Here is a 24,772-nt window from a genome sequence, read left to right as displayed (position 1 = left end):
ATGATTCTATCGAAGGCACTGGGGGCCATCCCTCTTTTCTCGGGGCTCACGGAAGAGCAGCTGGAGTACGTGGCAAAGTACCTGAAGCGCCGGAGCTATGCAGAGCGTGATGTGATTGTCCGGCGAGGCACACCGGGAGATGCACTGTTTATCCTGACATCGGGGAAGGCAAAGTGTGCCTACCTCGACTCTGAGGACGAGACCATTATTGCGATCTATCGTCCGGGCGACTTCTTTGGAGAGTTCTCCGTTCTGGATGGGGAGGAGCGCTCCGCTGACGTGGTCGCGCTAGAGCCCACCGAAGTTCTGGCACTCCCCGCCGAAGACTTCCATGCCTGTCTCCATGCCGTCCCTGCCATTGCCGTCGAGCTTCTCAAGCAGCTTGCGGGCCGCCTACGCCGCGCCACGAGCTGGATTCGCTCGCTCTCCAGCCAGGATGTCTACGGGCGCATCGCCAGCCAGCTCTTGCACCTTTCCAAAACCCATGGTGTGGACGTGGAGAATGGTGCGGGTCGTCGGATTGAGCTGAGGCTCACCCAGAACGACATGGCGAGCCTTGTCGGAGCATCGCGGGAGTCCGTGAACAAGGCGATGGGCTATTTTAAGCAGAAAGGTTTTATCACTGTGGATACTACCTACCACATCACGGTCTACAACCACGATGCCCTGGTTAAACGGGCGGCGTAGCCTTCTTTCGTAGCCGATTCTCTTCGCCTTTTAGCAAGCGCTGGATATTGGAGTGGTGGCGGACGATCACAAACAGTCCCACGACGGCACCGAATAGCTTCATCGGTAGCGGGTCAGCGAAGACCCAGAAGAGCGCGGCCTGGGCCACTGCGGCGCTGATCGAGCCCACCGAGATATAGTCCGTGACAGCGACGACCACGATAAAAATTCCGAAGGCGATCAGGGCCACACGCCAGTCGAGGCCCAGCAGCACTCCCAGAGCTGTGGCAACCCCTTTGCCGCCCTTGAAGCGCATAAATGGCGAGTAGATATGCCCAAAGACCGCCGCAAGCCCCACACCCACCAGCCACTCGGGCGAAAATCCTAGCTGATGAGCGGCAAAAACGGGGAGCCACCCTTTCAGAGTGTCCAGCATAAAAACCAGCGCTCCGAGCGGCTTGCCGAGCTCTCGCATTGCATTGCTAGCCCCGATATTGCCAGAGCCCTTCGTCCGAAGGTCCACCCCCTTGAGCTTGCCAATCACCAGACCAAAGGGAATCGCCCCAAACAGAAACGCCAGCAGGCAGACAACCCAGGGACTCAGGCTCACTAGGGCTCTCTCCAGCTCTGGCCGGGATCAAGGAGGGTACCTGCCTTCTCTGGCCCCCAAGTATTGGTGAAGTAGGGCTGAACGTCGTGCGGGCGCTCTTTCCAGGCTTCCATCACGGGTGTGAGTAGCTTCCAGGCAGCCTCGACTTCATCGCCCCGGGCAAAGAGGCTCGCATCGCCCCGGATCGTATCAAGTATCAGGCGCTCGTAGGCATCCGCGATAGGGATGTCCTTGAACTCATCGCGGTAGAGAAATCCTAGGTTCACCGGATGGAGCGCCATGTCCGGGCCTGGTTTCTTGGCTCCCATCTGGAGGAAAATCCCCTCATCGGGCTGGATGCGCAGCACGAGCACATTGGGATGCACTTCATCACGGTTAGTTCGCGCAAAGAGCACCTGTGGGATCGCCTTGAACTGCACGGCCACCTCGGTCATGCGCTTGGGCATCGCCTTGGCACAGCGAACATAAAACGGTGTTCCCGCCCAGCGCCAGTTGTCCATGTGTAGCTTCATCGCCACAAAGGTCTCCGTGTCCGATCCAGGAGGAACGCCCTCCTCGTGGCGGTAGCTATCGTACTGCCCACGAACCGTCATGTGGTGGACTTCCTCGCGAGGGATAGGCCGAATCCCTCGGATGGCTTTCACTTTCTCATCGCGCACCGCGTTGGCATCCAAGCGTACGGGGGCCTCCATCGCCACGAGAGACAGAATCTGGAGCGCGTGGTTTTGCAGCACATCACGCGTCATCCCGGTTGCATCGAAGAAGTTCCCACGCCCCTCCACCCCGATTTTTTCGGCCACGGTGATCTGCACATGGTCCACGTACTTATGGTTCCAGAGTGGCTCAAAAATCTCATTGGCGAACCGGAAGAAGAGAATGTTCTGGACGGTCTCTTTACCTAGATAGTGGTCAATGCGGTAGACCTGATCTTCCGTAAAGTGTCCCAGAAGTGCCTCGTTCAGGTGCCGACTGGTCTCTAAATCATAGCCAAAAGGCTTCTCGACGATCACCCGTGCCCAGCCATGGTCGGTCATCCCTTTGCGCGAGAGTCCCGAGGCTCCTAGATGTCCCACCACTCCCTCATACTGCTCCGGGGGAATTGCCAGATAGAAAAGCCAGTTATGTTTGACATTGTGCTCAATATCAAGTTTTTCTAGTTTGTCACGAAGCGCCGTAAAACCCTCAGCGGAGTCAAACTCACCACGAACATAGAAGCAGTGCTCAGCAAAGGAGTCCCACTTATCTAGAGGAACCTTCGGAGCAAACTCGGCCATAGACGCTTTGAGATCGGCTCGGAAAATTGCATCATCTTTATCACGACGGGCATAGGCTAAGATGACAAAGTCTTCGGGGAGCAGTCCCTCGCGGTGAAGCGCGTAGAGAGCAGGAGTCAGTTTGCGGCGGGTTAGGTCGCCCGTAGCGCCAAAGAGAACAAATACGCAGGGATCAAGATCGTTCATTCCGATTATCAGGGTACCATAATACCCATGAACCGACGATGTTTTCTTTCAAGTATTACGGGAGTTGCCCTTACCAGCGCACTTCCGACAGTCGCCATGGCAGAGGGCGGTCTGAAAGGCTATATTGCCCGCCCTGAACCTGTGTATAAGTGGGAAAAACGTGGCGAAAAGAAGATTGCAGGCGGAGTGCTCTACGAGCTTTGGTTGGTCTCCCAGACCTGGCACGAGCATGTTTGGGAGCATCGCCTGCAACTCTTTCTTCCCGATAAAGTGCTCTCCCCCGACTTCTGCACCCTCCTCAATACGGGTGGCGGTGGCGGAACTGAGGAGGAGCTGATCGGGATGCTTGCCGCCCAGAACACCAAAAGTGCCTTTGCGATCCTCTACCACATTCCCAAGCAACCGCTCTACGGTGGCCTAACCGAAGATGCGTTAATTGTCTATACCTGGCAGCGATTCTTAGAAACGGGCGATGATACCTGGCCACTCCACTTTCCCATGGCCAAGGCAGTGATCAAGGCAATGGATGCTCTCCAGGCGTTTCGCCCTGAGCTCAAGCGCTTTCTGATCACCGGCGCGAGCAAGCGTGGCTGGACCACCTGGCTTGTGGGGGCCAGCGGCGATAAGCGTGTGGTTGCCATTGCGCCCATGGTCATTGACATTCTCCATGTCGAAAAACAAATCCCTCATCAGCTTGCAATGTACGGAAAGCCTAGTGAGCAGGTCGCTGATTACACTGCTGTGGGCTTTGATAAGCTCCTGCTGGCTCCACGTGGCAAAGAGCTGATGAAGCTGGAAGATCCCATTTCCTACAAAAATCAGCTCACGCTTCCCAAGCTGATCTTACTGGGCACCAACGATAGATACTGGTCCCAAGATGCGCTTAATCTCTACTGGGATGATCTTAAAGGTGCAAAATGGGTGCTCTATATGCCCAATTCTGGTCATGGTCTCGAAGATCGAGGACGCTTACTCACCACACTTTCTGCCTTTGCACGAACGCTTGCTCAGAAGAAGAAATGGCCGACTCCGACATGGAAGTGGAGTGGTAGCGGCCGCACGGCAGAGCTCGCGATCCAGAGTGATGTGCCGCTTAAGTCTGCCCGCCTCTTCCGCTGTACGAGTATGACAACTGACTTCCGTGATTCCAAGTGGACATCTGAGGAAATTGTCATCTCCGGAAACCGAGCTACAGGGCGCTACCAGGCACCTGAGACGGGGTTTGCAGCAACTTATGGGGAGCTGACTTATGAAATTGAGTTGGGTAAGCCTTTTACCTTAGCTACCCAGATGAAAATACTGGGGAAATAAACTTGATAATAAATCTTTATAGGTAATACTGCTTGTTTATTCGATATTTTAGTGATTTTATAATCAATATATAGTAGCATGGCCTCATTGTGGGCTATCTAAACCGAAGAGACAAAGTAGTTGCATCTGCAATGGCGCTGACCATTGTAGGACTAATGGGGGCACTGTGCGCCCTCGTGGTAATGGGAGCGAAGCAGACGTCCTTTAGCCTTCCTCCTCTAAATGGACTAGGAGCCCTCCTGGTGGGGAGCAGCTCCCTCGCTTTTGTGCGCCGCCTGCTACGCGGGTAGCGTCTCCGGAGGCTTTCCATGTTGCTTACGTGGCGGGAGAGGGTCTTTGTAGGCAATCCCATTTTTCACAAAGCCACCGTTAGAAAGATACCAGCGTCCACTCTTAGCAACGCCCGCCGCGAAGTCTAAGCGATCTTTCGCCCGCCCCGTAGCATCGCAGCTAAAGCTTGCTGCTGCTAGCTCCTGCCACTTGTCTTCACTCGTTCGGATCCAGCTGGGGCCAAACTCTGCCAGGCGCAGAAGCTGACCATTGTCGCCGCCGAAGTTCTCATTGAAGGAGTAGAGCCCCGAGAGATAGTTGCCATCTTTGGGCGCACGGAAGCGAGCGATCAGGCCCCAGGTGCGCTTCTCGGGGAACCAGAAGTAGCCGGAGTAGATGGTCTGCTGGCCGTTGCCCACATGGACGGGCTCGGCGTGAACCAGAAATTTGTAGGTCGTGTCCTGCTTCCAGGGATAGACAAGATGGCTGTGCCCACCGGTTCCTTCGTTGCCAAAGCCGCTCGCCACGACGCCCTCGCCCTTGGCCAAGAGCTTCACTTGGTCTTCGTCGGCGACTTTACTGCGATCCACCCCCTCGTTGCCGCTGTCCCAGATCGAGAAGATAATCCGCCGCTCAGTGGGGCTATTGACCTGGATACCAAAGTATCCTCGTGCAAACCCACAGGCCATGTAGTAGGAGTAAAGCGGCGTCGTGCGAACCGTTATTTCATTGTAGAACCACTCGGCTCTGGTGGTTTTCTCCAATGCATAGCTTAAGTGCACCGATGCCGCATTCTTGCGCTCCTTAAGGTTGAAGTGTGCGTCTTTGCTGGCAGGCCCGGAGAGCAGTAGCGCCTCAGCTTTGCCTGGAGCCTTCAGTGCGAAGCGCCAGTAGCCCGGCGTTACCGAGATAGTCCCTTGGCCACCCACAAAGCAGCGCACCGTCTTTGTAAAGCCTTCAAAGCCCACCTCACGAATACCTGTGGCAGGAACTTTCTCGATAAAGAGATCGCTGCTTTTCCCCTCCAGTGCGAAGACAAGTGGGCCGGTTTGCTTAATCTCCCCGTACCAGACCAGGGTCCCTTTTTCCTCATAGGCAGTGAAGGCAGGGATGCGAAGTGTTTCTTGATGCATGCCCTCTTTTTCACCACCCAGGGGCTAATCTCCTAGCTGGGGAGTAATATCGCTGAAGGCATAGGGTCTCTGGAGGGTAGAGTAGTAGCTCTGATCGGGCAGGCGGGGCAGATTTTGACCAAAGTAGCGTGTTAGCACAAGGCGAAATACATTGATGGGGCTCACCGACTCGCCCAGCAGCTCCTCTGCTTTTCCGTCGGGGGTGGAGACGGCCATCAGGTTGAAAAATACTTCATGGACATCAGTATTTGCCAAAGACTTCCAGTCCGTCTTCATGCGCGGTCCATGGTCGCCCATGAGAACAATCACAGTGGGGCGCGTGGTATTTTTTTGGATCATGTCAAGGCTCTCTAGTACCTTTTGATTGAGATAAACCAGCTGGTCGGCGTAGCCTTGGTGGTAGTTTTTCTCCGAACCACGATGGGTGTAGTCCGTGGCATCGCCGATTGTAAAGCTCGCACCCGCCGGGTAGCGTGGCTCCCCTTTTGGGCCAAAGACAAACGGCGGATGGGGAGCTAGGATATGGGCAAAGATAAACTTTGGCTGGGGGAGAGCAACAGCGGCAGGCAGGTTAATATCTAGGGCACTGAGCAAGCGGCTCCGGTGATCGTCAAAGGCAGTGCGCTCAAACCTGAGTAAGAAGCCCAGTGGTGTGCGCAGGAGTAGCATGCGTTCCATGTCCGTGAGACGAAAGCCTCGAAGAGTCACTTGCTCCAGAATCAGATCTGCTGTGGGGGTTTGGGTCTGGACAACCCCTGTTGGGACGGAGATAAACGAGAACCCTTTGGGCTTTAGAAGAGTACGGATACGATTCTTATCAAGTGACTCTTGGCTAAAAATCGTGTCATGTTCATATACCTTTGTGGGAGGCAAGATATAGTCGAGGTTGAAGGCTGAAGAGAGTGCCAGTGGGGTTTGAATGTAGTTAGCACGGCTCTTTCGGGCGATATAGAAACCGCGTTTCTCTAGCTCTTGTAAAAAAGGCGTATTATCGAGGCCATAGAGTCTCTGGAGAACATCCTGACGACCGTAGCCATCGAGGACAATACAGATTAGATCGGGAAGTGGGCTAGAAGAGTAAGAGCGTGTGGGAGCAACCTTCGCTGGGGTACTAGCTGAAGGGAGAGAAAAGTTATTAGATCTCACTAACGGGACAAGATGGGGCGTGAGAGAGCCCAGTAGGATGCCGCTGAAAAACGTCAGCCTTGTCAGTAGCTTTATGGAGTCGCGAATCCTGCTACATATGCCTATCAGTGACAGAGCTAAAACCAACCAAAGGCTAATATCTACCCAAGGGGCTTCAATTATGAGGGTTTGATAGGGCAAAAGCGTCTTCAGAAAGTCACGCACTTCCGGGGCAACATAGAAAAGCACGAGGTCGTGGCTGAAGAAAAGTAACAGAACCAGGGTGGCTAAAGTGGCTGTACGCTCTGTGTCACGTCGTGTAGCAAGCCATAGAACTCCTCCAAAAGCTAGTGTGAACAGCAGTATCACCAGCATAGGTCGTAGGAGGTCACTGCCTGAGACTTCCGCTCCATTTTGGCTCCACGTTCCCAAGAGGGGGTAGAGGAGTGCGCAGAGAGGTCCAAAAACAACCGTGATGATTCGCCAGAGTCGTTGCCGCATTCGTTATTTTTGTCGCCAGGTACGTAGCCGGAACACAAGTCCTTGAATCATGGCTTTAAGAGCAAAGATCCCTCCAAATAGCCCGGCCAATGCGACTTGGAATGCATGGCTTCCGATTCCAGGATCGAGATAGGCATGAGCAGGACGAGCGGTCAAGTCCCAGACAACAAGTGCCAGGATGGCAAGACGGAGTGAGCTGATATTCATCTTGATTTGAGTCTTTTTAATTAGGTTGTAAAGCTCTTATCGCCATCTAAGCTGGTGAGGAGCTCTCAAAAATAGTCTCACATGGAAAGATTAGTAAAGTGTGAATTGGTGCACGATAGAATGAAAATTATGCTTACCCGCCGGATTATTCCCTGTCTTGATATTAAAGAGGGCCGCGTCGTCAAAGGCGTAAATTTTTTAGGCTTGCGCGATGCGGGCGACCCGGTGGAGCTGGCCGCACGCTACGATGCTCAAGGAGCCGATGAGCTGGTCTTTCTGGACATCACGGCCTCGTCGGACAAGCGGAGCCTGATCTTCGAGCTCGCCAGCCGCGTCGCCGAGCAGGTCTTTATTCCGTTCACAGTAGGGGGCGGGATCACCTGTGTGGACGATGTGCGGCGCATGATCGCCACGGGAGCCGATAAGGTCTCGATCAACTCCGCCGCGCTCAAGAACCCCGATTTAATTCGCGAGGCCAGCGAGCGCTTTGGGAGCCAGTGCATCGTGGTCGCCATTGACCCGAAAAAGACCGGCAATACGAAGTCCGGCTGGGAGGTGCACTCGCACGGTGGGCGCACTCCTACCGGCATAGACGCGCTGGAGTGGGCCGAGCGCGTAGCCAAACTCGGCGCGGGCGAGATTCTGCTGACCTCGATGGACGCCGACGGCATGAAGACCGGCTACGACCTGCCCCTCACCCGTGCCGTCTCCGAGCTTGTGCCCATTCCCGTGATCGCCTCAGGCGGAGCCGGAACGCCCCAGCACCTCGTCGAAGCCGTCACCGAAGGCCGCGCTGACGCCGTCTTGCTGGCCTCCATGCTCCACTACGGCGAGTACACCGTCGGGCAATTAAAAGACTACCTCGCTGAAAATGGCGTTGCTGTTCGGAAGCTGTAAAATAGTTTCATCACCACGATCTATCCCGCCGATTGAAAGCGGCGTCTGGGAGCCAGGCAGTCACGGAGTGACTTTTTGGCCGAAGGCCTTGAGACGCCGCTTTTAATCGGCGGGTGCTCTGAGGAAAATCAATGACGGATCTAGCTGCTTTTATCGCCGCAACACCACTGGCAGATACCCATGAGCATCTTCACAGCGAGGCGAAGTTTCTCGCCGAGTCGCCGGATGTCTTGCAGGACTTGTTCGATCACTACACACAGGCCGATCTGCGGGTAGCGGGAGCCACACCTGAGGCGCTAAAGCGGCTTGGCGATGCCAGCGACCCCGATCTTGCGGGGCGTTTCATAGGCGTTCGCGCTGCCTGGGAGGCGATCCAGCACACAGGCTACGGCGAGGGCGTAAGGCTGACAGCAAAGCGCGTCTATGGGCTGGATGAGATCGTCCCCGAGGCACTTCCGGCGGCGCAGAAACTTGCCGAAGGCTTTCGCAAACCCTGCGAGCGGCTGCGCTTACTGCGAGATATTGCGAATCTTTCCTATGTCCAGATAGACGACTTCCGCTGGGACTGTGAGCCCAGCGACGACGGCTTCTTCCAGTACGATATCAGCGTGGTCGGACTAGCACAGGGCAACGTGCCCGAGGGCTGCACGACGCCTGAGGCCGTTCGCGAGCACATCGGAAAGGGCTTCGCGCAGTGGGCTCCCAAGGCGATTGCGGTCAAGAGCCAGCACGCCTATAACCGGACGCTGCTCTGGCAAGAGCGCACCGACAGCGAGATCGCGCCGCTTTTGGGCAAGTCTGAGCCCACCGAGGCGGAAAAACTCGCGCTGGGCGACTGGATGTTTGCGCGGTGTATTGAGGAGGCGATCCGTCACGAGCTTCCCGTAAAAATCCACACGGGCTACTATGCGGGCCATAGCTACATGCCCATCGAGCGCGTACCGTCGGGGTTGCTGACGGGGCTTCTGCGTGCCTACCCGAAAGCGCGGTTTGTCCTCATGCACACCAGCTATCCCTACGGCCACGAGCAGCTCGCCCTCGCCAAGCACTTTCCCAATGTTTTCCTGGATCTGTGCTGGGCTTGGAGTATTGACCCGTACGCCACCCGCGACTTTGTCCGCCATGCTGTCCACGCAGTTCCTGCCAACAAGCTCTTTGCCTTTGGCGGCGACTCGTTCTGGCCCAATGCCAGCGTGAGCTATGCGTTCCAGGCACGCACCTGGCTGACACGGGCGCTACAAGCCGAGGTAGACGAAGCGCTCCTCACCGAGAAGCAGACAATTTCGATTGCGGCCCGGTGGATGGGCGGCAATCAGGCAGCCTGTTTTAATCTGCCCTAATCCGTGTGCGATAAAGAGAGTAGGAGGTTCGTCATATGAAACGTAGTGAGATCATTCGTGTCCTAGAGCTGGCCTATACCACCGAGAGCCTGATCTGGCTCCGGCGTGGCTATGACACGCGGCCTTGGCGCGGTTTTGTGGTGGGAGCCTCAGACACCCTGGTGCTGCTCCATGTGCTGAATGCGGGCACGATGCGCCTCAACGGCTACACGGCCATTCGCATCAAAGATATTGAGGAGTGTGTGGAAGACGAGACCTTCGCTCCGGTCGCACTCAAGCTGCTCGGGGAGCGTCCCAAGCCTCAGCTTGACCTCTTGCTGGTGGACATGCCCGGCCTGCTCTCGTCGGTGGGAGCGCACTTTCCCCTGCTCGAAGTGTTTCAAGAGCGCGAGGGCGGCGCGTTTCACATCGGGCGCGTGGTGGGCTTTGAGAAAAAGAAGGTACACTTTCAGGTAGTCTCCCGTGGGGCGGAGTGGGGAGAAATTCAGAAATTCGCCTGTCGTGACATCACCCGCGTAGACTTTGGTGATGGCTACGATGAAGCACTCTGGCTCGTCGCACGACGTCAGCCACGCAACCTCCCGGAACGTAAAAAAAACGCATGAGCTTTCCCATTGAACAACTGAAATTCGACGAAAACGGGCTGATCCCCGCGATTGTGCAGGATGTGAACAACCAGACCGTCCTGATGCTGGGCTTCATGAACCACGACTCGCTCCTGCGTACCGTGAGCGAGTGCAAAGTATGTTTCTGGAGCCGCTCACGTCAGAAGTTCTGGCTCAAGGGCGAGACCAGCGGGATGTTTCTGCAAGTGCGCTCAATTCGCGTCAACTGCGAGAATAACTCGCTTCTGATCCTCGCCGAGCCCATCGGCCCCACCTGTCACACGGGCCACGAGTCCTGCTACTACCGCGAAGCACAAGAAACGAGCGGCGAGTGGGCCGAGATCGCCCCCGTTCTTACCGACCCCGAAGCCCTCTACGGCAAGAAATAGTCATGCCCGATTACGGCACTGTCTCATTGGAAAAGTACTTGTACTGGGAAGCATCCGAGTTTCTCACTGAGACAGAGCAAGTTGCTTGCGAGGTTCTTGCGATTCAAGGGGCAATTCAGAGCAATCTCAGTTCACTTATTCAAGAGCGGCTACGTCGGCAGTTTCAGGAGCAATTCCAAGAGCAAAGCGAGGCTGTTTGGGCTTTGCTTACAGATGGCCCTGAGGCGTTTTATAAGCAAACTTTGAAGCACGTGATAGCAGAGCATGGTGAGAGCTGGATGAACCTCTGTCCAAGCTGTCATGCTCTCTGCCGAACCTGCCGGGCAAAGCAGTGTCCGCGCTGCTTTGCTCGCTGGGATTAATGAATGAAGCCTCCTGCTCAACTCTGAGTCCAACGCAGTGGAGGACTTATCTTATGTGTTGTTTTTCTGGTGCGGTGGAGAGCGTGACCAACACGCGGATTTTTGCGCGGCTGACGAGCAAGGGAACTCAGTTTGTGGTCTATCAGATGAACTGGAAGGCGCAGAAGCCTGTCGCGATGATCCTGCCGATCCCTGTGATCCAGGGTAAGCCCGATGCCGTGCGCTTTGTGAACCTCAAAGAGTACGCCAGCTTCTTCGACGACCTCAAGAAAGGCTTCCCTGTTCCAAAAGCCAGCCGTGGGAGCTTTGGGGCAGGAAGTATTCCCCCTCCGGTGGCTGCGCTGCCCGAACCGCTACCGGTGGCGGAGGTCGGGGATTTTGTGGCGAGCTTTGTGCCGACGATCGCTGATTTTACCCGGCTCGATCCGCGCTTTGTGCTCCCTGCCAGTGTCTGGGATCAGCTTCCTAGCTACCGGCGCTACGGCTTTGCTGTCTTTCAGCTCAAGGCGGCGGCAAAGAACGGCGCGAGCGTGCACCCGATGGCCTTTGAGTTCGACACGCGCATGGGCGGCTCGCTGTTCTTCCCGACCCTCCACATCCACGATGGTCAGGTGCACCCCCGCGAGGAGTTTGACCACACGCTCTACACCCAGAAAGTCGTGATCGGGGAGAAAAGCCCGCAGAACGCCGAGAAGTTTATCGCGATGGACAAAGCGCTGGGCGTGGTAGATGGCAAGTTGCCCGTCTCGCGAAAAATCCTCAAAGGCCATCTTCAGAACCGCGACACGATCTACGCCGCGTAAAACCTGCAACCTAAACCAAGTTTGCAGGGTCGGAGAGGACATGAGTCTCCAGAAGCAAGGCCCGGAGCAAAAAGCTGGGCCTCAGCGTATCGCCGCCACTCCTCCACGAGCAGCCCTCTTTCTCGCTGTTTTTTGCCTTGTCTTCTCGTTCTTATGTCTAATCCCAGATAAAAAGGGTCAAAGCGGCTGGTTCATGCTTCCTATTCTCTTACCCGGAGGCGTATTTGCTCTCCTCTACAGCCTTCGCACTACTGTTATCGCCGATGCCTACGGTCTGCGCTGGCGAAAGACCCTTGGCCCATTGCAGAGCGCCGCCTGGGACGATGTGACAGACTACTTTCGTGTGGTGGATAAAAACTGGGGAGCCAGCAGTCATATACTTTTACGAGATGGTAGAAAGCTCAAGTTCGGCAGCGACTGGAATGATCTCAAGCGTCTGGAAGCCTGGGTGGTGGAGCACGCGAAAGGCGCAAAGGCAAGCGGCTGGCTGATCCGTGGTAAAGAGGGCACGATCCAGGGAACCCACACCTTTACCTACTCCGAAAACGCAATTCGGGCGCAGAAAAAAGCACTCACAGCTTCTGCTGTTTTGATGATAGTACTGTTTGGTGGGGTTGTCACGCTTGCTGTTCTGGAGCGACGTCCCGACCAAATAAATGCAGCCCGAGCGTTGGTTCTCATGTTTGGGGGAATGTGCTCGTTCGGAGGTTTTCAGATCATCCGAGATACCCGTCGTGCTATCCGAGACATTCGGAAGCGGATTGACCATCAGGAGCGCTTTGAACTGGACGAGCAGGGCCTTACGTTCTGGCGCGACGGTGAGCCGCAGCATCTTGCCTGGAGCGAGCTGGAGACGGCAAGTGCGAAAACACTTCAGGCTAATGGTGCCATTCTCTACGGCGGGACGCTGCAAACGACCAAGGGGGTGATCACGTTTAACACCGCCCTCAACAACCAAAGCCTGTTTCGCAGTATGATCGCCCTCTATGCGCCGCAGGTAGTGAGTGCCGTGCCTCGTCCCCGACTCAACGATACCCTCGTCTCGACCGAGTGGGATGGTGGGAAGCGGACATTTCACTACCGGACGCGGGGAAATCGGGGTGGGCTGGGCTTGCTCTGGAGCGTGCCGATTTTTTGTGCCCTCGGTGCAGGCGCAATTGTATGGATGTGGCTACGCTACGGGCTGGATCTACGCGACTTACCTTTTGGTGAGCTGAGTGTCATCGCGGGATTTGCCCTCGCTGGTATTTTCGTCTGGCTGTTTCTACTCTGGCGCTACAAGACGGCGCGGCTCGTGCTGGATCGGGAGAGCTTAACAGGCCACGGGCTCTGGGGGCAGCGGCGGGTATTTTTCGAGGACATTGCCGCTCTCGGCCGCGATGATCTGGGCTACTACATCGAGACCAACGACGGAAAGCGGCCTCTTCGCTGGAGCGCAAACCTCGCCGCGCTCCATGAGCTTTTGGAGGAGCTAGAGCGACGGGCGGGAGTGGTTCTGGGCTAGCGGGGCAAATCGCCGGTATAATTTTAAAGGTGTTTTCAAAAAACGAGACAACGACGGCTCATTCAAGACAGGTTCCACAATTTCCACGGCGACAGTTTCTAAAGTTCATGGCACTGGCCCCACTTGCTGGCTGTGGACGGAGCAGTGCACGCACCATCATACGCTTCTGGAATGGCTTTACCGGCCCCGATGGACGCACGATGCTCCGGCTTGTCCGGCGCTTTAACGAGGAAAACCCGGAGATCACGGTGCTGATGCAGCGGATGGACTGGGGCACCTACTACAACAAGCTCTTCGTCGGTGGGCTGGGTGGCCGCGCCCCTGAGGTCTTTGTGCTACACACCCGTGCGCTCCTGCGATTCGCTCGCGCGGGCTTTGCCGCGCCGCTCGATCCATTGCTAGGTGACTTTCCTGCGGCCACAAATGACCTGGATCCCAATGTCTGGGAGGCGGCAAACGTGGAGGGAAGTCACTTTGGCCTCCCGCTCGATGTGCATGCGATGGGCATGTACTACAACCGCAAGCTCTTCCGCGACGCGGGGCTTGATCCTGAGAAGCCGCCGACCAACCGCGCGGAGTTTCTGGAGGCGATGCGCCGCATCAAGAAGCCGGGTAAAAACGGTGAGCCCGATCAGTGGGGCTACGTCTTTACCAACTTCGAGACCTGCACTTACACGTTTCTCAAGCAGTTTGGCGGCTCGCCCTTTACCCCGGACTACTCGCGCTGCACGCTGAGTAGCCCTGAAAATATCGCCGCGCTACGCTTCTGCCGTGAGCTTATCAAAGATGGCCTCGTGCCTTCGCCAGAGAACATTGACTCCTGGATCGGGTTTCGTCAGGGGCGCGTCGGGATGGTCTTTGAGGGTATCTACATGCTCGCGGATCTCCAGAAGCAGAAAGACCTCGACTTTGCGGGTGCTCCCGTGCCGCAAGTGGCCGATCGTGCAGCGGTCTGGGCGGACTCCCATAATCTCTGCCTGAAGTCGGGCCTCACGCTTGACAAGCAGCAGGCGGCCTGGAAGTTCATGCGCTTTCTCTCCGACAACAGCCTCGACTGGGCCGACGGTGGCCAGATCCCAACCCGCCCAAGCCTGCGCAAGACTGAGCGTTTTGAAAAAATGGCGGTGCAGAGCGCCTTTGCGAAGCAAATCTCGTTTGTACAGTACCAGCCGCGCCTGCCCTTTATCTTCGAGTACCAGACGGAGTACAACTTGGCGGTGGAAAAAATTCTGCGCGGCAAGGCCAGCCCGGAAGATGCCCTCGCCGCTGCTGAGAAACGGGTCAATGCGATCATCAAGCGGGAGGCGACGCCATGACAAAGAAATCCCCCCACCGGGCGGGGGCTAGGGGGGCGGCGTCGGGCTGGCTCTTTGCCGCGCCGCACTTGATCCTCTTTGCCGCCTTTGTGCTAGGGCCGTTGCTCTTTGGCCTGGGGCTGAGCCTCTTTCGCTGGGATATTCTCACCGCACGCCCCGCGCAGTTTGTGGGATCTGCCAACTACCAGGAAGCGCTCAAGGACGAGTATGTCTACAAGGCGCTCTGGGCGACGGTGCGCTTTGTTCTTATGGCGGTTCCGACGACGATTCTCTTCGCTCTACTCCTAGCCGTTGGCCTCTCCCAGGTGAACGAGAAGCGCCGCGCTTTTTGGCGGGCGCTGTGCTACCTGCCGCACCTGCTGACGGTGAGTGTGGTCGGTCTGCTCTGGCGCTGGTTCTACAACACGGAGTTTGGGCTTTTTAATGCCTATCTGAACAAGTTTTTTGGCATCAAGATCGCTTGGCTTTCCGATGTCAACTGGGCGATGCCCGCCATTGTGATCATGACCCTCTGGTGGACTCTGGGTGGGCCGATGCTGGTCTTTCTGGCCGCGATCCAGAACATCCCTAATTCTTACCATGAGGCCGCCGCCATAGACGGTGCCACGGGAACCCAGGCGTTCTTTAAGATCACCTTACCGCTCCTGCGCCCGGTGCTGCTCTTCTCGATGGTGATGAATATCGTTGGCTCTTTTCAAGTCTTCGGCCAGGTCTTCATGATCACCCGTGGCGGCCCCGAGCTCTCGACCCGAACCCTGGTGCAGTACATCTACGACACGGCGTTTAACAACTACCGCATGGGCTACGCCGCCGCGATCTCCTGGCTGCTCTTTTTGGTGATTGCCGTCTTTTCAGTCATTCAGTTCCGGCTGATGCGGGAGAAAAAGTAGATGGAGATACTGATGGGTGAGCGCGTCTGTCTACGCTCTCTGACGGATACCGACACGCAGGCGCTCTTTTCCTACTACTCCGACCCGGAGGCCATGCGCTACTGGGCATGGCCCGCTTACACCGAGGTTGCGCAGGCACAAAAGCTCCTGACTGAGGCGCAGGAGGGGAGCCCCGAGGCGGGGTATCTAGCCTGGGGCATTGCACAGCGCACCGGCAACGCGCTACTAGGCACCTGCTCACTCTATAGAATTGACCTAAACAATGGCCGCGCGGAGATCGGCTACCTCCTCGGCAGGCCACACTGGGGCCAAGGGCTTGCCTCTGAGGCGGTCGTACTGGCGATTGACTACGCCTTCACGACTCTGGGACTGCGTCGCCTAGAGGCTGATATTGACCCGCGCAACGTCGGCTCTCATAAGCTTCTGGAGCGCCTAGGCTTTGAGCGCGACGGCTATCTGCGCGAGCGCTGGTGCGTCGCAGGAGAGATCTCCGATAGCGCTCTTTACGGCTTGCTGGCGCGGGAGTGGAAACGCAAGTGAAACGACGAAAACTCTCGCCTGCGGAGCTGCTGATTGCCATTGCCGCCCTGATCTTTGTCTTTCCCGTGGCGATGATCTTTATCACGTCGTTCAAGCCCGATGGTGAGGTGATTAAGTTTGAGAGCATCCTGCCCAAGCAGCCCACGCTGGCTAACTTCCAGGAAGTCCTAGGCACGCCCGAAGAGATCCCCCTCCTACGCTGGTTTCTGAACTCCCTGGGGATCTCCTCGGCGACCACGCTGCTCGTGCTCTGCGTGGCGTCGCTCTCGGCCTATGCGTTCTCTCGGCTGGAGCTACCGGGCAAAAAATGGGTCTTTCCGGTGGTCATTGGGACGCTCATGGTGCCGGGGCAGATTCTGCTGGTGCCGGTCTATCTGGAGCTCAACGCCCTCCACTGGCTCGACTCGCCGCTGGCGCTGATTGTCCCCGCAGGCGGCGGCGCGTTTGGCTTCTTCATGCTCCATAGCTTCTTTACAGGCATCCCGCGCGAGCTGGAAGAGGCCGCAGAGCTGGACGGTTGCTCGCGCTTTGGGATCTTCTGGAACGTGATTATCCCGCTCTCAAAATCGCCGCTAGCCGCGCTGGCGATCTTCACCTTTGTGGGCTCCTGGAACGACTTTCTGGGCCCGCTGGTCTATCTAGACTCCGTGGATCACTACACGCTCCCCGTGGGAGTCGCGCTGTTTCAGAGCAGCTACGCCAGTGAGTACGGTCTCACGCTCGCGGCGGGCGTCCTGTGCACCCTCCCCACCATTCTTGCTTTTCTTATCTTCCAGCGCCACATCCTCGCGGGAATGGCCGCCTCGGGGCTGAAAGAATAGGATGAAAGACTTCCCCTCCCTCCCCCAGCCCCTCCCTCCCGATAACGGGAAAGGGAGGGGAGTAAGAAGTGGGTTTCCCCCTCTCCCACCCGAAGGGCGCGTTATTGGGAGAGGGGCCGGGGGTGAGGGCCTTTCTGGCGACATCCAGCATGTCCACGATCCCGTACTAGCAAAGAGTGAGGGCAAGTGGCATCTTTTTGCAACAGGCAACGGAATTCCCTACCGTATCTCCGACGATGGCGTGAGCTGGAAGTACGTCAAAGAGATCTTTACGACACTTCCCGCCTGGCACAAAGAGCTTGTTCCCGGTACGCGCAACCCTTGGGCACCGGATATCTCGTTTTGGGGCGGACGCTGGCGGCTCTTTTACTCCGTCTCGACCTTTGGAAGCCAGCGCTCGGCCATTGGGGTGGCGAGCTGCGAAAAGCTCGGCGGCGACGGCTGGCGCGACGATGGCCCGGTCTTTACTTCCCTAAAAGGCGATCCCTACAACGCGATTGACCCCAATATTTTTGTCGAGAAAGACGGCACGCCCTGGCTGAGCTTTGGCTCGTTCTGGCAAGGGATTTTCTTGCTCAAGCTCGACCCAAAGACCGGCAAGCCTGCCTCGGAGCCCAAGTGTATCGCGGCCCGGCCCGGCTCCACGGCAATTGAGGCTCCGTTTATCACCCAGCGCGGCGGCTGGTACTACGTATTTGTCAGCCATGATTTTTGTTGTCGGGGAGTCAACAGCACCTATAAAAGTGTCGTCGGGCGCTCCAAAAAAATCGAAGGGCCGTATCTTGACCACGAGAGCAAGCCGCTCTTGCAGGGCGGCGGAACCGTGGTTTCTCAAGGACAAGGGCGCTGGCGCGGGCCGGGGCACTGCGCCGTGGTGGGCGATACGTTTCTCTGCCACGCCTACGACGCGGAGAACAACGGCATCCCGACGCTGTTTATGTCTGAGCTGCGCTGGGATCGAAGTGGCTGGCCGAGCCTGAAGGATCAGCCCAAGCCGCCCAAGTGGACTGGCTTGATCGGGGCCTGGGAGCATACGCCTCAGGGCGGCGCGGCGACGATGCTCACCTTCAAGGCCGACGGCACCACAAGTGCACCGGGCGGCACGTGGAGCTCCGAGGGCCTCATGGTGACACTTCACTGGCCCGACACAAAAGCACCAGGGGGAGCCTGGCAAGATAAGCTCATCGTGGCTAAAGACTTCGCCACCTACCAGGGAACCAATCAGCAAGGTCAGGCTCTCCGAGGCCGCCGGGTTGCGTAGAGAAATCGGTAAAATAGAGTCATGTCTATTCGACCAGTTGCCTTAGTCGCAGAGCCCACCGAAGCGGCGGAGGCCGTCGGTGTACGAATCCTGCGCTCTCTGGGGAGCGAGCGCCTTGTCTTACTCGATCCATTCCTCCTACTCGATCACCTTCATGTCTCCCCCGCACCGGAGCCAAGCTTGGGTTTTCCCCGCCATCCCCACCGAGGGATTGAGACCCTGACCTATGTGGTGAAAGGCTGGGTGAAGCACCGCGACTCTCTGGGCAGTGATAGCCAGGTCGGTGAAGGCGGGGTACAGTGGATGCGTGCGGGCAGCGGGATCTTCCACGAGGAGTACTTGCAAGCAGGCGAGCAGGGCAGCGAGGCGCTCCAGGTCTGGTTCAATCTTCCGGCGGCTCAGAAGCTCACGCCCCCCGAGTACCAGGCCGTTGCAAGCACCGAAATTCCCGAGGTGGCTTTTCCCGGTGGTGTGTCCGTTCAGGTGGTCGCAGGTGAGCTCAGCGGCGTGCAGGGGCCGGTGACACGAACTGGTATCCAGGCGACCTATCTTGTGGTGACACTGCCCGCAGGCACTTCGGTGCACCTGCCCGCGCCCCGCTCGCAGACCGCCTTTGCCTATGTCTACCAGGGCAGTGTGCACTTGGGCGAGCGCGAGGTTACGGCGGGGCACCTCGCGATCTTTGCCGATGAAGAGATCACCGAATCCGAGACCGAAGAAATTCTCGCTACTGCTCCCAAAGATGCCGAGGCACGGTTTATCCTGGTTTGCGCCACGCCCCTCCGCGAGCCCGTTTTTCAGTACCGCTCCTCCGTGATGAACACGGTCAGTCAGATTGGTCAGGTGGTGCGCGATCTGGAAAACGGAACCTTTGTACAGTAGCCCGTGGAAAATCCCAGTCACACGGGGGGCGATCCGGCGGCGCAACGGAGCGCTCCTGGGGGCACGGACGGAGCACAGCAAAGATGGGATAACCGTGCTGGCGTCGCAGAGCACGGACTTGGGAAAGACCTGGGGCGAGCCCTTCGCCGTGATTCGTGACCCAGATACGACCACGGATCTGGGGGATGGTGCCTTTTTGGATAGCAAGCGTTATGGCCTGCTCTATGCCTGCCGCCACAACCACCCCGCTCAGAGAGCCTATGCCATCGAGGTCTACCAGAGCACAGATAGCGGCAGGAGCTGGAAATCCCACTCGAAAGTCACGGCTCACACCGTCACCGAGCTTGGTGGCCCGAGCCGTGGGCTCTGGGCTCCGTTTCTGTTTGAGACGCCTGGGGGACGGCTCTTATGCCTTTACGACGACGAGAACACGCCGTTTTTGCGTGGCTTTGTGGGGCATCAGTGGCTCATGGGACGGTTCTGGGAAGCAAAAACAAAGACCTGGGGCGAGCCGGTTGTGGTCAGTCGTGCGGAAGATGAAAAACTCTCGCGTGATGGCATGGGAACCGTGGTGAGTGTCGGGAAGCGCCTGGTCTGCGCTCTGGAGAGTGTGGATACCCAGTCACCCCATCCGGGCGTGATTCGGTATGTCACCAGCGACGACGACGGGCAGATGTGGGCACCCCGCCGCCTGCTCTTTCAAGCGCCACAGCGCCCCCACATGGCCCTCTCCCCGTTTTTGGCAAAGCGCACCGACGGCACGCTGGCCTGCATCTTCGGCACCGATGAAGCCCAAGCCACGCCCGACAAGCCCGGCACCCCTGCCGCCAAGCTCCACCTAGACATCAAGCTCTCCCTCAGCCACGATGGCGGCGCAACGTGGAGCGTCCCCAAGACTCTCTTTTCTGGCGGTCACCGAAACTATCTCCCCGGCCTCATTGCGCTCCCTAAGAACAAACTCCATGCCCACTGGCTCAACTTCGCCGAAGATGCACTTCAGGGGCTAATACTTTAGAGAATAGCTCTGTCTCACATACTTCCGTGGGAAACAGCAAGATATACCCTGGAGCGAGGACATGTGGGGCGTTGTCTTCCCACCACGTAGCTGCTTTCTGGTTCCGCGCTCTAAGTGCTTCGACGGCCTCTGAGCCGGTGAGAGCGTAGCCTGTCATACGCCCCGTTTTTTCTTTCGAGAGCACTCCAATCGTGTCTTGGGTGACGGGTTGACTCACTGCCCGCCGCAATGGGATCGCTACACCGACCCAGGCTCTACGAATCGCCTCAGGAGCTTCCCCAGAAGGGACTGCCACAATCCGTAGAACCCCGACTCTTCTTTGTTTATGGTCTGCCCAAGTGAAAATTCCGATCATTCCCAGAAGAGCAAAGCCGGCGATGGCTAGAGCTACCCGGTTTTCGTCTTGGTTTAACCCACCCCCATGACCTCCTCCTCTGCCTCCGTAAAATCCTCCTCCATGGAACCCGCCGCCTGTGAAGCCCCCATGTTGGGCGAGGCAGGCGACAGGGAGTAGGCTAATTAGGATCACAAGAGTAAGGCAAAAACGTTTCATTCTAGAGGTGAGACACAGGGAAACGAAGACAGTTGCACAGTGGCTCTGGTATCCTGTTAGTACTATGAGCAGTCTCTTAAACCCAATTTGCGCCGGGGCGGACCCTTGGGTAATTCACCACGACGGACAGTTTATTCTGTGCCATAGCCACCATAACGGCGTGGCGATTCGGCGGGCAGCGACGCTGGCGGGGCTGGGTACGGCGGTGATTGAACCGCTCTGGCAGGCAGAAGAGTCGGGGCCGTTCTCGCGCGAGATCTGGGCACCTGAGCTGCATCTCTACCAGGGACGCTGGTATATCTATGTCGCCGCCGATGATGGGGAGAATAAAAACCACCGGATGATCGCGCTCCACGCGGCGAGCCTGCTGGGGCCGTATGTGGCTGTGGGGAAGCTGGCGCTGAGTCCGGATCGGTGGGCCATTGACGGGACGCTGCTGGTGCATCCCAAGACAAAAAAGCTCTATTTTCTCTGGTCGGGCTGGGAGGGCGCGGAGAACACGGCACAGCACCTCTATATCTGCCCCATGGCCGATCCGCTTACCCCCAGCGGTGAGCGCGTGAAGATTTCGTCGCCCGAGTTTGCCTGGGAGAAGCGCGGCAGTGGCGGGCCGGGCAAGCTCCCGACGATCAACGAGGGGCCGCAGGTTCTGGAGCGCAACGGAGTGGTTCATGTGATCTACTCGGCGGCGGGCTCGTGGTGCGATGACTACTGCCTGGGACGGCTCACTCTCGCCGCTGGTGGCGATCCGCTCAGTCCGAGTGCGTGGAAAAAGCACCCGGAGCCCGTCTTTGCAAAAACGGCGAGTGTCTTTGGGCCGGGGCACTGCTCGTTTGTGCGCGAGGGAAAGAAAAACAAGCAAGACTGGATTATCTATCACAGTGCACGGCACGCGGGCTCCGGGTGGGATCGGGTGATCCGGGCGCAGACGTTTCACTGGGAGGGAAATATTCCTGTCTTTGGAGCGCCGAGGGTATCCTAAAAGCATGATCCACATCTATGATGAAGCTTTAGAGACAATTCGCAAAAAGTTCGACCTGCCCGCTCTGGCGGCGGTTGTGGTGGCCGAGGGCAAGCCGCAGACCGTGCTCGTGGCGGGAGTGCGCAAGGCAGGCGGCACGGATCCCGCGCTCCCCACGGATGCCTTCCACATCGGCTCCGATACCAAGGCAATGACAGCCGCTCTGGTAGGGCTCCTCGTGGACGAAGGCAAGCTGGGCTGGAAGTCCACTCTAGGAGAGCTCGTTGCCGAGACCCCCGCTGCCTGGAAGACAACGACCATCGAGGCACTCTTAGCCCACCGAGCGGGCCTGACAATGGATGAGCCCAAGGGCAAGAACTTGCTCTACCTGCACCGCTTTACGGGGCCAATGGAAAGACAGCGCGCCCTCTGGTACACCGAGCGCCTGGCAACTCCCCCCGATGAGACAGTCGGGAAGTACCAGTATGCCAACGCGGGCTATGCGATTCTGGGAATGCTGACGGAAAAACTCGCGGCAGTGCCCTGGGAGCGCCTGATCGCCGAACGGCTCTGGAAGCCCCTAGGCATTACGGGCGCTGGGTTTGGGGCACCTCCCCTCGTCTGGCAGCACCTGCGTGAGGACAAAAAGCTGGTGGCGATAGACCCCAAAGAGAAGGCTGATAATCCGCCTCTCATGTCTCCTGCGGGCCGCGTGCACCTCCCGCTTGGGGAGTGGGGCAAGTTTGTGGCAGTCTTCGCCGACCCGGAGCGCCAGAAGCTCCTCAAGCCAGAGACGATCAAAGCACTGACCACGCCACTCTTTGGGGGAAACTATGCAGGCGGCTGGATTGTGGCCAAGCGCTCTTGGGCGGGTGGCATGGCGCTTAACCATGCGGGTAGCAACACCATGAACTTCTGCACCACTTGGGTTGCCCCTAAGAAGCACTTGGCGGTGCTCGTGGCTACCAATGTCGCGGGCGAAGAGGCCCAGAAGGCCTGCGATGCCGTTGTTGGACTGATGCTCGGGCCGTACCTGAAGGGCTAAAATGGAGTTGGGCGGCGCAGGCGCTCGATGTGCTGGGCGCGGCCTGTTGTGTCATCAATGTCCACGACAACCCCGCAGAGGATCGCAGCGCCCTCAGCGACCTTGGAGCGAACGGGGAGCTGGGTGCGGAAGCGTGCCAGTGAGACCTCAATATCCATCCCAATCACGGAGTTCTCCGGGCCACACATGCCCACATCGGTGATATAGGCGGTCTCGCCAGGCAAAACGCGCTCATCGGCTGTCTGGACATGGGTGTGGGTGCCCACGACCACGGACGCGCGACCGGCGCAGTGCCACCCAAATGCCGCTTTTTCGCTGGTGGCCTCGGCGTGAAAATCGAAGAAGAGCAGAGGGGTCTGCTGTAGCACTTCGGCGATAATGGCATCTGCGGCGCGAAAGGGATCGTCAAGCGCCTCCATCGTGACCCGGCCCATCAGGTTCGCCACTCCGATCAGCTTGCCCTGCCGCGTCCGAAAGATCCCCCAGCCGCGTCCTGGAGCGCCTGGTGGGTAGTTGGCGGGCCGTAGAAGCCGTGGCTCCTCCTCAAAAATATCGAGCTCATCGGAGCGCGACCAGGCATGGTTACCCGTCGTAATGACATCTGCGCCACTGGCAACCAGCTCACGAACAATCGGCTCCGTGATCCCGCGTCCCGTGGTCGCCGCGTTCTCTCCATTGACAATCACCAGCTCGGGTTTAAGCTCCCTGCGTAGCCCTGGCAAGTGCTGGGTCACCGCGTCTAGACCCGACTTTCCGACAATGTCCCCCAGAAATAAAATGCGCATGACCTCGAATTATACGCCAGTGCGCTCGTTTTAAGACTTGTTTAGGGTTTAATAGCTTCTGTGATTGCCCCCCTGACCCGCCCCGATGAGCTAGAAAAACTCTCTACTGAGCTAGCAGCCCGCCTCGCCACCGACCCGCGCCTTGCGATTGACACCGAGTTTATCCGGGAGCGAACCTACGAACCCGTCTTGGAGCTGGTTCAAGTAGGCACCGTGGATGGTATGATTGCCTTGCTGGATGTCCAGGCTCTGGGAGGACTTGGGCCCATTGGCGCGATCTTCACCGACCCGCAGATTCTCAAGATCGTGCACGCGGGTGGCCAGGATGTCGAGATCCTGACAGCGCTCCTCGGCCACATTCCTGCTCCCCTTTTTGACACCCAGATCGCGGCGGCGTTTGCGGGCTTTGGCACCCAAGTTGGCTACGGCGCACTGGTGCAGTCCGTGCTGAAAGTGAAGCTCTCCAAAGAAGAGGGCTTTTCTGACTGGTCGCGTCGCCCACTGACCCCTTCGATGTGTAGCTATGCCGCCGACGATGTGCGCTACCTCCATCAGCTCCACGATCGGCTCTCTGCCCGGCTAGAGCGACGCGGGCGAACGGTCTGGGCCACGGAGCACACCGAGCGCCTCCTGACCGCTGCCGCAGAGACCACGCCGCCCGAGGATCTCTGGAAGAAAGTGGGTAGCAAGCAGGGTCTCAGCCGACGGGAGCTTGCGGTCTTGCAGGAGCTGGCTCTGTGGCGCGATGACGAAGCGCGTCGGCGCAACAAACCGCGTCGGACGATTCTCAAGGACGAGCCGCTCGTCGAGCTTGCCAAGCGCAAGCCCAAGACAGCCGCCGCCGTGCTGGAGCTGCGTGCCGTCAATGGCGTCGGGACACGTCAGGCCGAGGAGCTGGTTCAGGCGATCCAGCGCGGCCTGGAAGTCCCTGAGGAGCTATGGCCCATCACCGAGTCCTCGCCGCCGCTAGATGAGCACGGTGCCGCGCTCTTGGAGCTTCTCTCCGCCGTGGTAAAAGTCCGGGCCATGGAAGAGGACATGCCCCCCTCGCTGCTCGCCCCTTCGGATGCCCTGCGCCAGCTCGCCATTCAGCGCAACCCCGCCTCGGTGCGTAATCTCTTCACGGGCTGGCGTCACGAGCTACTGGGCGAGGCGCTGCAAGCCACACTCGCAGGCACCCTCTCGGTGGTTTGGGACCCCATAAAAGGCCAGCTCGCCTGCCGCTACGACTAAGATCGGAGCTGCCGAAGGAGCGTCTCGACGATGCGGCGCTGGGCACGAATATGGGCGGCGAGGGTGGCGGCGGCACGGTCTAGGTCGCGCTCCAAAAGAGCATCTAAGATGGCACGGTGCTGGGCGGCCATGGTCTCTTCCATGCGGGTCTCAGGGGCGGCGTGATCGAAAAGCGCCGTGAAGTATGCGCCGTGCTGGGCAAAGAGAGTCTCTAAGAGCGGGCTATGGGCGCACGCAATCAGGTAGTAATGGAGATCGTTGTCGAGCCGCGCTCCCTGGTTGCCATC

General features: G+C 58.1%; 26 protein-coding genes. 19 read left to right on the top strand and 7 right to left on the bottom strand.

Features of this window, described 5'->3' with window-relative positions; all coding sequences use genetic code 11:
- Positions 1-687, top strand: a complete 687-nt coding sequence (locus RMO15_RS29160; protein WP_309721386.1) for a Crp/Fnr family transcriptional regulator — start codon at positions 1-3, stop codon at positions 685-687.
- Here RMO15_RS29160 and plsY read toward each other — a convergent pair.
- The gene (gene plsY / locus RMO15_RS29155; RefSeq protein WP_369016178.1) at positions 671-1,270 is read right to left on the bottom strand and encodes a glycerol-3-phosphate 1-O-acyltransferase PlsY; all 600 of its coding nucleotides are present in this window, start codon (positions 1,268-1,270) and stop codon (positions 671-673) included. The genes RMO15_RS29160 and plsY overlap by 17 nt on opposite strands.
- A 5-nt stretch (positions 1,271-1,275) precedes the next feature.
- A complete protein-coding gene (zwf, locus tag RMO15_RS29150; protein ID WP_309721382.1) occupies positions 1,276-2,736 on the bottom strand; it encodes a glucose-6-phosphate dehydrogenase in 1,461 nt (486 codons plus the stop codon).
- A 27-nt stretch (positions 2,737-2,763) separates the two neighbouring features.
- Here zwf and RMO15_RS29145 point away from each other — a divergent pair, with 27 nt between their 5' ends.
- Entirely contained in the window at positions 2,764-4,047 is a 1,284-nt protein-coding gene (locus tag RMO15_RS29145) for a PhoPQ-activated protein PqaA family protein (RefSeq protein ID WP_309721377.1), read from the top strand.
- A 278-nt stretch (positions 4,048-4,325) separates the two neighbouring features.
- On the opposite strand, the gene RMO15_RS29140 is transcribed toward RMO15_RS29145, so the two are convergent.
- Genes RMO15_RS29140 through RMO15_RS29130 form a run of 3 tightly spaced genes read right to left on the bottom strand, consistent with a single transcriptional unit; the run spans position 4,326 to position 7,283 of the window.
- A complete protein-coding gene (locus RMO15_RS29140) occupies positions 4,326-5,450 on the bottom strand; it encodes a DUF3472 domain-containing protein (RefSeq protein ID WP_309721374.1) in 1,125 nt (374 codons plus the stop codon).
- Between the two features lie 24 nt (positions 5,451-5,474).
- On the bottom strand, positions 5,475-7,076 hold the full coding sequence (locus RMO15_RS29135; RefSeq protein ID WP_309721371.1) for a sulfatase-like hydrolase/transferase: 1,602 nt from the start codon (positions 7,074-7,076) through the stop codon (positions 5,475-5,477).
- Positions 7,077-7,079: 3 nt separating this feature from the next.
- Positions 7,080-7,283: a hypothetical protein gene (locus RMO15_RS29130; protein ID WP_309721368.1), complete on the bottom strand. Its 204-nt coding sequence runs from the start codon at positions 7,281-7,283 to the stop codon at positions 7,080-7,082.
- Positions 7,284-7,412: 129 nt separating this feature from the next.
- On the opposite strand from RMO15_RS29130, the gene hisF reads away from it, so the two are divergent.
- From hisF to RMO15_RS29050, 16 genes are all read left to right on the top strand, one after another.
- Entirely contained in the window at positions 7,413-8,180 is a 768-nt protein-coding gene (gene hisF / locus RMO15_RS29125) for an imidazole glycerol phosphate synthase subunit HisF (protein WP_369016177.1), read from the top strand.
- A 131-nt stretch (positions 8,181-8,311) separates the two neighbouring features.
- Positions 8,312-9,520 carry an amidohydrolase family protein gene (locus RMO15_RS29120; protein ID WP_309721357.1) on the top strand — a complete coding sequence of 403 codons (1,209 nt, stop codon included), beginning with the start codon at positions 8,312-8,314 and terminating at the stop codon, positions 9,518-9,520.
- Between the two features lie 35 nt (positions 9,521-9,555).
- Positions 9,556-10,125, top strand: coding sequence for a hypothetical protein (locus tag RMO15_RS29115; protein WP_309721354.1), 570 nt, complete (start codon positions 9,556-9,558; stop codon positions 10,123-10,125).
- A complete protein-coding gene (hisI, locus tag RMO15_RS29110; protein WP_309721351.1) occupies positions 10,122-10,514 on the top strand; it encodes a phosphoribosyl-AMP cyclohydrolase in 393 nt (130 codons plus the stop codon). Before RMO15_RS29115 ends, hisI begins: the two co-directional genes overlap by 4 nt.
- 2 nt (positions 10,515-10,516) lie before the next feature.
- The gene (locus RMO15_RS29105; RefSeq protein WP_309721348.1) at positions 10,517-10,876 is read left to right on the top strand and encodes a hypothetical protein; all 360 of its coding nucleotides are present in this window, start codon (positions 10,517-10,519) and stop codon (positions 10,874-10,876) included.
- Positions 10,877-10,929: 53 nt separating this feature from the next.
- Entirely contained in the window at positions 10,930-11,679 is a 750-nt protein-coding gene (locus tag RMO15_RS29100) for a hypothetical protein (RefSeq protein WP_309721345.1), read from the top strand.
- Between the two features lie 193 nt (positions 11,680-11,872).
- A complete protein-coding gene (locus RMO15_RS29095) occupies positions 11,873-13,183 on the top strand; it encodes a hypothetical protein (protein ID WP_309721342.1) in 1,311 nt (436 codons plus the stop codon).
- A 29-nt stretch (positions 13,184-13,212) separates the two neighbouring features.
- A complete protein-coding gene (locus tag RMO15_RS29090; RefSeq protein WP_309721340.1) occupies positions 13,213-14,499 on the top strand; it encodes an ABC transporter substrate-binding protein in 1,287 nt (428 codons plus the stop codon).
- Positions 14,496-15,389, top strand: a complete 894-nt coding sequence (locus tag RMO15_RS29085) for a sugar ABC transporter permease (protein WP_309721337.1) — start codon at positions 14,496-14,498, stop codon at positions 15,387-15,389. Before RMO15_RS29090 ends, RMO15_RS29085 begins: the two co-directional genes overlap by 4 nt.
- The gene (locus RMO15_RS29080) at positions 15,390-15,929 is read left to right on the top strand and encodes a GNAT family N-acetyltransferase (RefSeq protein WP_309721334.1); all 540 of its coding nucleotides are present in this window, start codon (positions 15,390-15,392) and stop codon (positions 15,927-15,929) included.
- The gene (locus RMO15_RS29075) at positions 15,926-16,750 is read left to right on the top strand and encodes a carbohydrate ABC transporter permease (protein ID WP_309721328.1); all 825 of its coding nucleotides are present in this window, start codon (positions 15,926-15,928) and stop codon (positions 16,748-16,750) included. Before RMO15_RS29080 ends, RMO15_RS29075 begins: the two co-directional genes overlap by 4 nt.
- Position 16,751: 1 nt before the next feature.
- Positions 16,752-18,011, top strand: coding sequence for an arabinan endo-1,5-alpha-L-arabinosidase (locus tag RMO15_RS29070; RefSeq protein WP_309721325.1), 1,260 nt, complete (start codon positions 16,752-16,754; stop codon positions 18,009-18,011).
- 21 nt (positions 18,012-18,032) lie between these two features.
- The gene (locus tag RMO15_RS29065; protein ID WP_309721322.1) at positions 18,033-18,893 is read left to right on the top strand and encodes a pirin family protein; all 861 of its coding nucleotides are present in this window, start codon (positions 18,033-18,035) and stop codon (positions 18,891-18,893) included.
- Positions 18,883-19,908 (top strand): sialidase family protein, encoded by a 1,026-nt coding sequence (locus tag RMO15_RS29060; RefSeq protein WP_309721320.1) that lies wholly within the window; start codon positions 18,883-18,885, stop codon positions 19,906-19,908. Before RMO15_RS29065 ends, RMO15_RS29060 begins: the two co-directional genes overlap by 11 nt.
- Before the next feature lie 617 nt (positions 19,909-20,525).
- Positions 20,526-21,443 (top strand): glycoside hydrolase family 43 protein, encoded by a 918-nt coding sequence (locus RMO15_RS29055; RefSeq protein WP_309721318.1) that lies wholly within the window; start codon positions 20,526-20,528, stop codon positions 21,441-21,443.
- Positions 21,444-21,447: 4 nt separating this feature from the next.
- Positions 21,448-22,467 carry a serine hydrolase domain-containing protein gene (locus RMO15_RS29050; RefSeq protein WP_309721316.1) on the top strand — a complete coding sequence of 340 codons (1,020 nt, stop codon included), beginning with the start codon at positions 21,448-21,450 and terminating at the stop codon, positions 22,465-22,467.
- Here RMO15_RS29050 and RMO15_RS29045 read toward each other — a convergent pair.
- The gene (locus tag RMO15_RS29045) at positions 22,464-23,252 is read right to left on the bottom strand and encodes a TIGR00282 family metallophosphoesterase (protein ID WP_309721313.1); all 789 of its coding nucleotides are present in this window, start codon (positions 23,250-23,252) and stop codon (positions 22,464-22,466) included. The genes RMO15_RS29050 and RMO15_RS29045 overlap by 4 nt on opposite strands.
- Positions 23,253-23,312: 60 nt before the next feature.
- Between RMO15_RS29045 and rnd the strand changes: the two genes are divergently transcribed.
- On the top strand, positions 23,313-24,485 hold the full coding sequence (rnd, locus tag RMO15_RS29040; RefSeq protein WP_309721311.1) for a ribonuclease D: 1,173 nt from the start codon (positions 23,313-23,315) through the stop codon (positions 24,483-24,485).
- Here the strand turns inward: rnd and RMO15_RS29035 are convergent.
- Positions 24,482-24,772, bottom strand: a 291-nt coding sequence (locus RMO15_RS29035) for an FCD domain-containing protein (protein WP_309721308.1), incomplete at its 5' end; no start/stop codon positions are given. The two genes, rnd and RMO15_RS29035, sit on opposite strands and share 4 nt — an antisense overlap.

The sequence above is a fragment of the Armatimonas sp. genome (assembly GCF_031410135.1).
In the GTDB taxonomy this organism is placed as follows: domain Bacteria; phylum Armatimonadota; class Armatimonadia; order Armatimonadales; family Armatimonadaceae; genus Armatimonas.
This window is presented reverse-complemented; position numbering and strand designations above follow the sequence as displayed.